Source organism: Zobellella denitrificans (assembly GCF_002237365.1).
GTDB lineage: Bacteria > Pseudomonadota > Gammaproteobacteria > Enterobacterales > Aeromonadaceae > Oceanimonas > Oceanimonas denitrificans.
Genome location: NZ_NMUO01000112.1, coordinates 1 through 11,610, shown reverse-complemented (window position 1 = coordinate 11,610; position 11,610 = coordinate 1). Strand labels below are relative to the sequence as shown.

Sequence of the window (11,610 nt, the reverse complement as noted above, 5' to 3'; positions counted from 1 at the left end):
TGTCGTGGCGCACGTCGTCCCCGCGGGCGTTGGGTGTCCCCTCGTTTTCTCGGGGCCCGCCGTTGGCCAGCGCCAGCCGGGTACCCAGGCCCAGGCGTGCCCTGGGCAGCGGCTTGCCGCTTTGCAGGCGGGCATAAAGGCGCTCGGCGGCCCGGACCTGCTCCGGCTCGGGCCGGGTGCGCACCGACTGGTATTCCACGGTCTGGCCGTTCTTCTGTATGGGGGTGACGTAGGCGTTTACCCAGTAGTGATCGCCGTTTTTGCAGCGGTTTTTGACCAGCCCCATCCAGGAGCGGCCCGCCTTCAGCGTTTGCCACAGATGGGCGAAGGCCGCCTCCGGCATGTCCGGGTGGCGGATGATGTTGTGGGGCTGGCCCAGCAGCTCTTCGCGGCTGTAGCCGCTGATCTCGACAAAGGACTGGTTGATATAGGTGATGTGGCTGTCCGGCGTGGTCGTGGAAAGGATGTTCACCCCTTCCGGCAATTCGATATTTCGCCCGCTCACGGGCTGGTTGATTTTCATTCCACCTTCCTCTGCATGATCTTCATCCCTGAAGCCAGGCCCGGCGCCCACTCCCCGAAAGGCGGACCTGGCATCCCATATATCCATATCAAAAGAATGGTTATTATCCACAGTGTCATGACAGTTCTGTTAAGCGACGAGCAAAAATAAAAGTATTCAATTAGCTCCCTTTGCAGTTCTCCCTACGACGTCTACCGGCCAGAAACCGTATCGTTGAAAAATCGGGCTGCCGGACACCGCCGTTGGCAGATGTACTCCTTGCCGATGGAGCGCGGGCGGGCCGCCCGCGCCCCAGGAGGCATCGTGCGGATCACCGTTTACACCGCCTGATGCTCCAGCACGGAAAAAGCCCAGGCGTGCCCGGGCTTTGGTGCTTGCTGGCAACCGGCTCAGCCGGCCCTGACCACGGAGGAAGACGGCGCCCCCGAGGTAAGCTTGCTCACCAGCACAAACCTGCCCGCGGGCACCGCTTTGCGGCCACCGGGGGCCGCAAGGCACGAGGGACTGTCAGGGGGTGTCGCCGTAGATATCATAGGGGAAATAGCGAGAAGCAATTTCCTGATGAATCCCTTTTTCTCTCAGAGTCAGGATGCCTTGGTTAAGCAGCTCGGCCAGGTCTTGATCCTGTTTGCGCACGGCAATACCGATTCCCTTGCCAAACCAGGCTTCTTCGGTGAATACCGGCCCGGAAAAGTGAAATTCCTGGCCATCCGGCTTGTCGAGCAGGCCGCTCTGGATGCCGAGGGCACCGCCAAACACGGTGTCGACACGCCCGGCCCGCAGATCCATAAAGGCTTCATCGAAGGTGCCGTACCGCACAATATTGATGCTTTTGTGTTTATCGGTCAGGTACTTGTCGCCAATGGTCGCCCTTTGCACCGCCACTTTGAGATTGGCCATGCCGGCATCGGTAAAATCAATCTCGTTCTCTTTGTGGGTAACGAAGCGGGTGGGCACCCGGGCGTAGGGAATGGTAAACAACACCGTTTTCTCCCGCTCGGGCGTGATGGTCATGGCCGCAATAATGGCATCGTGCTTGCGCGACAGCAGGGCCGGAATAATGCCGTCCCAGTCTTGCGCCGCAATCCGACATTTGACTTGCAGCTCCTCGCACAAGGCCCGGGCCAGATCGACCTCGAACCCTTCCAGCTCGCCATCGGTGGTGGTCCAGCTGAACGGCGGGTAAGACCCCTCCACACTGAACTTGATCTCTTTCCATTCCCGGGCCTGTCCGGTACAGGCCAGGCTTAACAACGCCGCTCCCAGCAGGGAGGATTGCCAGAATCCGTGCTTCATCCTGAATATTCCTTATTGGTATTTATCGCCATAAACAGCAAAAAATAAAATGTGACAATTACATCAGCTAGCAAAACATGATGCCAAACATCACGGTATAAGCAGGAGCAGATAATGGTCAACAAGGACATGTTGGATTTATGTGAATTTAGTTAAAACTGTGAGGAAGGCGTAATATTGAGCCAAACGAAGCTCTTGGCAGGCCCTCCTCCGTCTTGCCCGCGAAGGCGGGCATCCAGGGCAAGAGGCACCAGCCCGAACCACGGCGCCGGGCCTGCAGATCCCTATGGACTCCCGCCTTCGCGCGGGAGTGACGAGGTTAAGCGCGGAGTGACGAAGTAGAACGCCGGGAACAACGGGGGAACGAGGAAGTGAGGCCAGCTCCAAGCCAAACCTACGCCGATGGTTTTGCAGCAAGTGACAGGAGCAGCAACAAGGTTTACAATTTCTAATAATTTTTTATTTTTGTAAACCACAGGAGGAGCCATGCTCGGTCAGCGCATACAACGGGCGCGTAAAGCGGCGGGGCTGTCACTGCGTGCCTTGGCGGATCAGGTCGGGTTATCGCATACCACCATCAGCAAATATGAGAATGACGAAGCCATACCTGCGTCACCCCAGTTGATCAAACTGGCCAAGGCCCTGGGGGTACGATCCGAGTATTTTTTCCGCCCAGTAAAGGTTGAACTGAGCGGGGTCGAGTATCGCAAACGCTCAACCACCCCACAAAAGCTGCTCAAGCGGATTGAAGCTGATGTGCTGGATCAGGCCGAGCGCTGGACTACCTTGCTGTCGCTTTACCCGCAAAGCCCGGTCCAACCCTTTGCCATACCAGAAGGATTGCCGGCACAAGTCACCGAACTTGAGCAAATTGACGCTTTTGCCGATGCCGTTCGCGACGCTTGGGAGCTGGGCCTGAACCCCATTCCTGACATGATTGACGTGCTGGAGTCGATGGGAGTGCTGGTCATCATTACTGCCGTCGACGTGGAACGTAAGCTGGATGGGCTAGCCGCTTCGGTCAATGGAACTCCAGTCATAGTGGTGTCGAAACAATGGCCTGGTGATCGTCAACGATTTACCCTTGCTCATGAGCTTGGCCACCTCCTGCTACATGGCCGACTAAGTGAGTCAGTGGACGAAGAACAAGCCTGCAACCGATTTGCCGGTGCCTTCCTGCTTCCCTTCAAATCGGCTGTGCAACGCTTAGGTGAACACCGCAGCCGCCTCGAGCCACGGGAATTATTCATGCTCAAGCACGAGTTCGGCATCAGCATGAAAGGGGTTCTGATACGGGCACACCAATGTGGCATTATCAGCGATGCCCTCCAGAAACGCGCTTTCTTCCGGTTCTCAAAGGAAAAGTGGAATACCCAGGAGCCGGGGGAGCCTTATCCCTCCGAAACCACCTACCTCTATCGGCAATTAGTCTACCGCGCGCTGGCAGAAGATTACCTCGGCGAGTCCAAGGCTGCCGAGCTGCTTGGAATGCCGACCGCAGCCCTAAGGGCCGAACGGAAGCTGGAGGGTGCGGATGCGGCAGCTGTTGATCAGTGACACGAATGTCATTATCGACCTTGAAGAAGGCGGATTGATCGCCGAACTGTTCTTGCTGCCCTACGTGTTTGCCGTACCCGACATCCTGTACGTTGAAGAGCTGGAATACCACCACGGGCATCTGCTGGAATTGGGGCTGACATTAAAGGAACTCAGCCCTGAAAGCATGGCCTACGCTTTCGAGCTAGTTAAGCGCTATGGGGGCCCCAGCACGAACGATTGCCTCGCGCTGGCTTTGGCCAAACAGGAAAACTGCCCATTGGTATCCGGTGACAAGCGATTGCGCAAGGCTGCCGACAAAGAGAAGGTAGAAAAACTCGGTACCATATGGCTGGTGGAGCAAATGCTCATACACGGCCTTCTGACCATTTCTCGGGCCGAAGCCTCCAAGGAACTCATGCGACAAGCGGGAAGTCGCCTTCCTTGGGCACAACTTGATGAAATGCTGGATAGATACAGGAACCAACAGGGTCCATCCTGCCCTCGCGAATAACTCCGCGTCTACAAACAACCCCCATGCTTGAACATGAAAAAAGGGCGCCTTGCGGCGCCCAAACTGACATCCCCTTTCCTGTTCAGGCGGTGGCGCGGCGCGGTACGCGCTGGCTCGAGGTAAGCTTGCTCACCAGCACATAGGTGAGGCCGGAGGCCAGGCAGCCGTAGAGCGGACCTTCCACCCAGCCGACCTTGGTGAACAGCAGGAAGCCGCCGCTGGTGACCAGGCCGGTGAACATGGCGGCCAGGGCGCCGTAGCCGTTGCCCTGCCAGAAGGCGGAGATGAACACCGGGCCTATCATCACCGCCAGCAGGGTGCCGGAGCCCAGGATGCCGAGCCAGGACAGCATAAAGGGCGGCGCGTACAGCATCATCAGGAAGCCGACAAAACCGAGAATGGCCACCCAGATGCGGTTGATCCACAAAATGCGGGCACCCGAGGCCCGGCTGTGCGGGAACAGGGCGGTGCGCAAGTCGTGGGAGGCGGCGCTGGACACGGTGTGCAGCAGCGAGTTGGCGGTGGACTTCATGGCGAACAGGATGAACAGGGTGATCACCCCCGCCAGGGCCGGGTGCAGGAAGTTGGCCAAATACACCGGCATGGCCTGATCCGGCTCGGCCAGCTCCGGGTGCGCCACCCGCACATACATGCCGACGATGGGCACCAGGCTGAGCAGGCAGCCCATGGGCGCCACCCAAATGGCCACCTGGTGCATTTTCACCGTGGGTTTGAAGGCCAGGAAGCGCACCGCCATATAGGGCAGCACGGCGGTGAACAAGAAGGCATAGGGCAGCACCAGGAACACCGAGCCCCGGCTCTCGCCGTAGGGCGCCGAGGTGGTGGGGTTGAGCAGCTGGGGATCGATGGCGTTGAGCCGCTCCACCATTTCCATGGGGCTGACGTCGGTGAACACCTGCACCATCATCACCAGGGCGCCGATGCCCATGCCCGCCACCATCAGGGTGTCGGTCCAGGCCACCGCGGCCAGGCCGCCGAGCATGGTGTAGAGGATGATCACCGAGATCATCAGCAGCGCGCTCTCGCTCAGGCTGATGCCGAGCCAGGAGGCGCCCAAGAGCCCCACCGCCTTGATCTGGCTGGTGAGGAACACCAGCAGCAGCACTATGGTAATGGCCGCCGCCACCCCCTTGACCCAGCGCTCCAGCAGGGCGCCGCCACCGTGCAGCTGGGCCACGTATTCGGGAATGGTGCAGCTGCCCAGCTCGTCGGCCCGGCGGCGCAGAAAGCCGGCAAAGTAGAGCACGGCAATCACCATGGCCGGGGCGAAGAAGAAGTTGCCCAGCACCTCGATGGAGCCGAACTCGTAGGCCACCCCCGGCGAGCCCATAAAGCCCCAGCCGCTGAAGCCGGTGGCCACTATGGTGCCGGCGCCCACAAAGGGCCCCAGGCTGCGCCCGGCCACCAGAAAGCCGGTTTCGTCGCTGTCTTTCACCACCCGGCTGGAGAGATAGCCGATAAAGATCAATATTCCGAACGAGCCCAATAGCAGGGCCCAGTTCAACCACTGGTAATTTTCCATCTCAAGTTCCCTTTAACGTGTGTTGGCCCGGCCGTTCAGCAACGGCGGTGGTCTTTGCGCACATACTGCCGGTAGCCGTAGGCCAGCGCGGCCCAGGCGAGGATGATGGCGTTAAGATAGGCAAACCATTCCATGGTCCAGGATTGCATCAACATGACTTCTACCTCTTCGAGCAGCCTCTGCCGAGGCTGGTTTAAGTTCCCTGATTCCACCGGCCTGGCCGGCCTCACCAGAAGTAGGCAGGCGGTAACCACTCCTTCTACCGCCCTTGCATAACCGGACAGGTAAATCCCGGTTTAGCGTACGCCTTCGATGCTAGGGCCCCATCCGTCATAACAGAAATGAATACTTCAAATCAGACCATTTGGAATGTTAATGAGTTGTTGCTGATCGGGGTGTGCTTGCAGACACGGCTGGACGCCCGCCTTGGCAGGAGTGACGGAGGAAACACGGGAGTGACGAAATAACAGGCGGGAGGCGCCGGCGGGGGCCGGCGCCCGGCGTTAAAAACTGGCGTTGCGCGGGGTTCTTGGGAAGGGGATGGCGTCGCGGACGTTGCCCAGGCCGGTGACGTAGGCCACCATCCGTTCCAAGCCCAGGCCGAAGCCGGCGTGGGGCACGGTGCCGTAGCGCCGGAGCTGGCGGTACCATTCGTAATCCTCGGGCTTCATGCCCAGCTCCGCCATTCGCGCATCCAGCACCTCCAGCCGGTGCTCGCGCTGGGAGCCGCCGATGATCTCGCCGATGCCCGGCGCCAGCACGTCCATGGCGGCCACTGTGGTGCCGTCGTCGTTGACCTTCATATAAAAAGACTTGATGTCCTTGGGGTAGTTCTTGACCACCACCGGGCTCTTGAAGTGCTCCTCGGTGAGGTAGCGCTCATGCTCGGAAGACAGGTCCGCCCCCCAATACACCGGAAACTCGAACTCGCGCGGCGCCTGCGCCAGAATGGCGACCGCCTCCGTGTAGTTGATATGCACAAAGTCCATGCCGGCCAGCTGATCCAGCCGGGCCGGCAGATCCTCGCCCACATAGCCGGAGAGAAAGCGCAGATCGTCGACGCGCTCGGCCAGCACCGCCCGGCAAATCGCCTTGAGCAGCGCCTCGGCCAGTTGGGCGCTGTCGTCCAGATCCGAAAAGGCCACTTCCGGCTCCACCATCCAGAACTCGGCCAGGTGGCGGCTGGTGTTGGAGTTTTCGGCCCTGAAGGTGGGGCCGAAGGTATACACCTTGCTCAGGGCGCAGGCGTAGGCCTCGGCGTTGAGCTGGCCGGACACGGTGAGGAAGGTCTCCTTGCCGAAAAAGTCCTGGCCAAAGTCGACCCGGCCCTGCTCATCCCGCGGCAGCTCCTGCAGATCGAGGGTGGACACCCGGAACATCTGCCCCGCCCCTTCGCAGTCGGAGGCGGTGATGATGGGCGAAGCCACCCAGAGAAAGCCCTGCTGATCAAAAAAGCGGTGAATGGCCTGGGAGATGCAGTTTCTTATCCGGGCCACGCTGCCGATCACATTGGTGCGCGGCCGCAGGTGGGCGTGCTCGCGCAAATATTCGATGCTGTGGCGCTTGGGCGACATGGGGTAGCTTTCGGGGTCGTCGACCCAGCCGACCACCGTTACCTCCTCGGCCAGCAGCTCCAGCGCCTGCTGCTGCCCCACCGACGCCACCAGTTGCCCCCTTACCACCAGGGCGCAGCCGGTGGTGAGCCGGGTGACCTCGGCCCGGTAGTTGCCCAGGCGCTCGGGCGCCACCACCTGCAGGCTGTCGAAACAGGAGCCATCGTACAAATTGATAAAGGACAGCCCGGACTTGGAATCCCGCCGTGTTCTTACCCAACCCTTCACCACCAGGGTGTCGCCCGGCCGGTGGCGGCCTTTTTTTATCTCGCTAATAGCGGCATGCATGCGCAGCCCCCCGTACATCACATGGGGCAGGCCACCCGCGGTGGCCTGCCATGGGTTACCCGATGGGCGTTTTATGCTCGGATAAAACGTTCCGACACCGATCCGAAAATGCCCTCGACGCAGACGTTGAACAGCAGCCGGCCGTATTCCTCGCTGGCGTTTTTGGCCGACGACAGGGTGCCGGAAGACGGCACCCAGCTCGGCTCCGGCGGGAAGATGTCGTAGGGCGGGAAGGTGGCCGGATGGTGGTGCACCACCTTCTCCATGTTCACGCACTCCGGGTGCAGGTGGAGCATGAGCGAGGTTTCCAGCACGCCGCCGTGCTCCACGTCCCAGCCGGTAAAGCCGTCGGGGAACACGGTTTCGATGGTGTCTTTGGTGACGTAATCCCAGTAGGACAGCAGCATCACCTGGGCCTGGATGCCCTCGTGGCGCAGGTGCTCCAGGGCCAGATCGATGCCCTCCACCAGGAACATGGAGTTTTCGAAATGGCCGTTCACCAGCACGAACTTGCGGTTGCCGTGGCGGGCATAGGCCACCAGCACGTCCTTGACCACGTCGATCAGCGTTTTGCCGTTGATGCAGGTGGTGCCGGGAAAGAAGTTGCCGCCGCCGGACTTGACCTGCGACTTGTAGCCGTAGGAGATGGGCGGCGCCACCAGGATGGCACTCGACTTTTTGGCCACCCCTTCGGAGATGGCCTTGGGGATCAGCACGTCCGGGTTCATCGACATATGGGGGCCGTGCTGCTCGATGGCGCCTATCGGCAGCATGATGACCGCATTGCCATCCTTCACTTTGGCGGCGTAGGTTTGCCAGTCCATCAATTCCAGGTTAACCATGACTTCATACCTCTTTGGAGTTAACTATGGCCGCGCCATACAGGCTGGCATCGCTTATTTTCTTGTGTTCGGCCCTGACCCCCTTATAGAGGGCGGCGCACATCAGCAGCATAATCAGGGAAAACGGCAGGGCCGCGGCGATGGAGGCGGTTTGCAGCGAGCTTAGCGCCGCCTCGCCACCCACGAACAGCAGCACCGCCGCCACCACGCCCTGCATCACGCCCCAGATCACCCGGTGCCGGCTGAGCGGGTGTTCGTCCCCTTCGCTCATGATGGTGGTGAGCACCAGGGTGCCGGAGTCGGACGAGGTGATGAAATAGGTGGCCACCATGATGGTGCCGACGATCATCGCCAGGGTGGACAGGCCGCCCAGATCCATGCCCTGGAAGGTGGCATAGAGTGCCTTGGCCACGTCGCTGTTTACCACGGCGGCGATGCCGGCATTCTCGAACAGATCCAGGTAGAGCGCGGTGCCGCCGTAGGCCGCCAGCCAGACGAAGGACAGCAGCGAAGACACCCCGACCACGCCCCAGATAAACTCCCGGATGGTGCGGCCGCGGGACACCCGCGCCACAAACACCCCCACGAAGGGCGCCCAGGACATCCACCAGCCCCAGTAGAACACGGTCCACCAGCCCTGCCACATGCCTTTCCAGCTGGCCTCGGCATCGGTTACCGCATGGGGGGGCGTTTCGATATAGAAGTTGAACTTGAGCAGCTGGGTCAGGTAGTCGAAGGTGCCGGCGAAGAAGGTTTTAAGGATGTACAGCGTGGGCCCGAAGGCGAAGAAAAACACCAGCAGCAGCACCGTGAGCCACATGTTGCCGATGGACAGGTACTTGACCCCCTTCTTCAGCCCGGTGAGCACGGAGATAAGGGCGCAGAGAGTGATCACCACAATCAGCACCAGCTGCACGCCCGGGCTTTGCGGAATGCCCCAGATTTCCGACAGGCCGGCGTTGATCTGCTGCGCGCCCATGCCGAGGGAGGTGGCGATGCCGAACAGGGTGGCGAACACGGCAATCACGTCGATCAGCACGCCCCAGCGGCCGGTGACCTTGTCGCCGAACAGGGGGTAGAGGGTATAGCGAATGCTGAGCGGCTTGTTCAGCCGGTAGCAGATAAAGGCCAGCGACAGCCCCACCACGCAATAAATGGCCCAGGCGTTCAGCCCCCAGTGAAAGAAGGAGATGGCCATGGCCGAGGCGGCGGCTTCCTGGTTGCCGGTTTCGGGAGAAAAGGGCGAGCCGCCGGAAAAATGGAACATGGGCTCGGCGATGGACCAGAAGATGATGCCGATGCCCTGGCCCGCGGCATAGACCATGGCGAACCAGGCGAAATAGCCGAACTCCGGCTTTTCGTCGTCCCGCCCCAGCCGGATTTTTCCGTACTTACTGCAGGCGATCCAGATACAGAAAACCAGGAACAGGGCCGCCAGCAGCACGTACCAGGCATTGGCGGACAGGGTGATCACCGTTCTCACGGTATCCACCAGGGCGGCGGACTCACCCGGGTAAATGAGTGCAAAGCCGATCAGCCCCACCGTGATCAGCAGGGAAATAAACATGATATAGGGGTTAATGCCCTTCAATGGGCCATTATTGAGAACCATGACGTCCAACTCCTTAGAACTGCTCGAAACAAGCTGTTCTCATTAACCACAAGATACCAGACAAGCCCCCTGGGGTGCTTGCGGGCATCTCCCATTTTCAAGCTGCCACGCTCTCCATCGCGCTGCAGACGGCATAGTAAATCACTGCTCCTTATTGCTGCATCGGGCTGCCGGGGGCCCGACCCTTGGGGTGCAGCGATTAAAACGAAAAAGCCCATCCCCGGCGCGGGGATGGGCCCTGTTATCAGCCCTTGATGATGTTGTACTCGGGGCCGAACGGGAAGCGGGTGATGTTCTCCACCCCGCTTTCGCTGATCACCAGGATGTCGTGCTCGCGGTAGCCGCCGGCGCCGGGCAGCCCTTCGGGCAGCATGATCATCGGCTCCATGGACACCACCATGCCCGGCTGCAGCACGGTGTCTATGTCCTCGCGCAGCTCCAGCCCCGCCTCGCGGCCGTAGTAGTGGCTGAGGGTGCCGAAGGAGTGGCCGTAGCCGAAGGTGCGGTATTGCAGCACGTCGTGCTGGGCGAAGATCTCGTTCAGCTCGGCGGCGATGTCGCAGCAGCGGTTGCCGGCCTTGATCAGCTCCAGGCCGCGGCGGTGCACCTTGCAGTTGATCTCCCACAGCTCCAGGTGGCGGTCGGAGGCGTATTCGCTGAACAGGGTCCGCTCCAGGGCGGTGTAGTAGCCGCCGATCATCGGGAAGGTGTTCAGGCTGAGGATGTCGCCGGCCTCAATCTTGCGGCTGGTCACCGGGTTGTGGGCGCCGTCGGTATTAATGCCGGACTGGAACCACACCCAGGTGTCCATCAGCTCGCCATGGGGGAAGGTGCGGGCAATTTCGCGCACCATGGCCTGGGTGCCGGCCAGGGCCACTTCATATTCCGGCACGCCCACCGCGATGGCATCGCGAATGGCGGCGCCGCCCACGTCCGCCACCCGGGCGCCCTGCTTGATCAGCGCGATTTCTTCCGCCGACTTGATCATGCGCATCTTCATGGTGGGCACGCCGATGTCCACGAACTCGGCCTCGGGCAGCGCGGCCTTGAGCTTGTCCAGGTTTTGCAGGCTGAGGTGGTCGAACTCCACCCCCACCCGCCGGGCGCCGCCAATCAGCTGCTGCACGGCACGGAAGAAGTTGTCTTTTTGCCAGTCGGTATACACCAGGTTGTCGCCCAGGGCGTTGCGGCGATAGGGCTGGCCGCCGTCGATATTGGCGGTGATGGTGGTGTGGATGTCCTGGGTGACCGCCAGGCCGTAGTCGCGGCCGAAACGGCAGTACACAAAATCACTGAAGTAGTTGATGTTGTGGTAGGAAGTGAACAGCACCGCATCCACCTCGTTGGCGGCCAGGTACTGGCGCAGCTTTTGCTGGCGGGAGAGCATTTCCTCGCGGGAGAACATGCCGCGGACTTTTTCGCCGTTGGGAATGCTGAGGGTGTTGGGCATTTGCATGGTAAGACTCCTTCCTTGTAGCTGATGGTTGCTGCGCCGAGAAACACCGGTTTAGCGCATAACCCCGATGCTAGAGCCCCGCCCGCCATAAAAGAAATGAATACTTCAAATCATCCCATTTATGATGTTAATGCATTGTTATGGTGCGCCATGCGCCAGGGTGAGGCCCCAACACCCGGCATCCCCCACTCCCCCACCCTCCCCTCACCCCCCCCCCCCCCCCACCCCCCCCGCACCCCCCCCCACCCCCGCCCCCACCCCCACCCCCCCCAGGCGCCCCCCCCCACCGCCCACCCACCCCCCCCCACACCCCCACACCACACCCCCAACTCCACCACCCACACCACCAACCCCCACACCCCACCACACCACCCCCACCCAACGCCA

At 60.9% G+C, this 11,610-nt stretch carries 9 protein-coding genes; 2 read left to right on the top strand and 7 right to left on the bottom strand.

The features are described from left to right. Positions 1-523 (bottom strand): PAS domain-containing protein (locus tag CGX12_RS17300; protein ID WP_142995661.1); only part of this gene is annotated, 523 nt, incomplete at its 3' end. A 507-nt stretch (positions 524-1,030) separates the two neighbouring features. After that, positions 1,031-1,819: a transporter substrate-binding domain-containing protein gene (locus CGX12_RS17295; protein ID WP_094041087.1), complete on the bottom strand. Its 789-nt coding sequence runs from the start codon at positions 1,817-1,819 to the stop codon at positions 1,031-1,033. Positions 1,820-2,305: 486 nt separating this feature from the next. Here CGX12_RS17295 and CGX12_RS17290 point away from each other — a divergent pair, with 486 nt between their 5' ends. Together CGX12_RS17290 and CGX12_RS17285 are read left to right on the top strand one after the other, a co-directional pair. Further along, on the top strand, positions 2,306-3,376 hold the full coding sequence (locus tag CGX12_RS17290; protein WP_094041086.1) for a helix-turn-helix domain-containing protein: 1,071 nt from the start codon (positions 2,306-2,308) through the stop codon (positions 3,374-3,376). Then, a complete protein-coding gene (locus CGX12_RS17285) occupies positions 3,354-3,869 on the top strand; it encodes a PIN domain-containing protein (protein ID WP_094041085.1) in 516 nt (171 codons plus the stop codon). Before CGX12_RS17290 ends, CGX12_RS17285 begins: the two co-directional genes overlap by 23 nt. An 82-nt stretch (positions 3,870-3,951) precedes the next feature. On the opposite strand, the gene CGX12_RS17280 is transcribed toward CGX12_RS17285, so the two are convergent. The 5 genes from CGX12_RS17280 to CGX12_RS17260 form a co-directional block, all read right to left on the bottom strand. Further along, the gene (locus tag CGX12_RS17280) at positions 3,952-5,412 is read right to left on the bottom strand and encodes a sodium:solute symporter family protein (RefSeq protein ID WP_094041084.1); all 1,461 of its coding nucleotides are present in this window, start codon (positions 5,410-5,412) and stop codon (positions 3,952-3,954) included. Positions 5,413-5,915: 503 nt separating this feature from the next. Continuing rightward, a complete protein-coding gene (gene asnS / locus CGX12_RS17275; protein ID WP_142995660.1) occupies positions 5,916-7,313 on the bottom strand; it encodes an asparagine--tRNA ligase in 1,398 nt (465 codons plus the stop codon). Between the two features lie 71 nt (positions 7,314-7,384). Next, entirely contained in the window at positions 7,385-8,155 is a 771-nt protein-coding gene (locus CGX12_RS17270) for a creatininase (protein WP_094041082.1), read from the bottom strand. A gap of 4 nt (positions 8,156-8,159) precedes the next feature. Next, complete coding sequence (locus CGX12_RS17265; RefSeq protein WP_094041081.1) at positions 8,160-9,767, bottom strand: BCCT family transporter; 1,608 nt, start codon at positions 9,765-9,767, stop codon at positions 8,160-8,162. A 244-nt stretch (positions 9,768-10,011) separates the two neighbouring features. Continuing rightward, positions 10,012-11,223 (bottom strand): M24 family metallopeptidase, encoded by a 1,212-nt coding sequence (locus CGX12_RS17260; protein WP_094041080.1) that lies wholly within the window; start codon positions 11,221-11,223, stop codon positions 10,012-10,014. Positions 11,224-11,610: the final 387 nt, after the last annotated feature.

Bases quoted from the DNA above. Each gene is read 5' to 3' on its own strand.
- asnS (WP_142995660.1), bottom strand. From the start codon at position 7,313: ATGCATGCCGCTATTAGCGAGATAAAAAAAGGCCGCCACCGGCCGGGC.
- CGX12_RS17295 (WP_094041087.1), bottom strand. From the start codon at position 1,819: ATGAAGCACGGATTCTGGCAATCCTCCCTGCTGGGAGCGGCGTTGTTA.
- CGX12_RS17290 (WP_094041086.1), top strand. From the start codon at position 2,306: ATGCTCGGTCAGCGCATACAACGGGCGCGTAAAGCGGCGGGGCTGTCA.
- CGX12_RS17280 (WP_094041084.1), bottom strand. From the start codon at position 5,412: ATGGAAAATTACCAGTGGTTGAACTGGGCCCTGCTATTGGGCTCGTTC.
- CGX12_RS17260 (WP_094041080.1), bottom strand. From the start codon at position 11,223: ATGCAAATGCCCAACACCCTCAGCATTCCCAACGGCGAAAAAGTCCGC.
- CGX12_RS17270 (WP_094041082.1), bottom strand. From the start codon at position 8,155: ATGGTTAACCTGGAATTGATGGACTGGCAAACCTACGCCGCCAAAGTG.
- CGX12_RS17285 (WP_094041085.1), top strand. From the start codon at position 3,354: ATGCGGCAGCTGTTGATCAGTGACACGAATGTCATTATCGACCTTGAA.
- CGX12_RS17265 (WP_094041081.1), bottom strand. From the start codon at position 9,767: ATGGTTCTCAATAATGGCCCATTGAAGGGCATTAACCCCTATATCATG.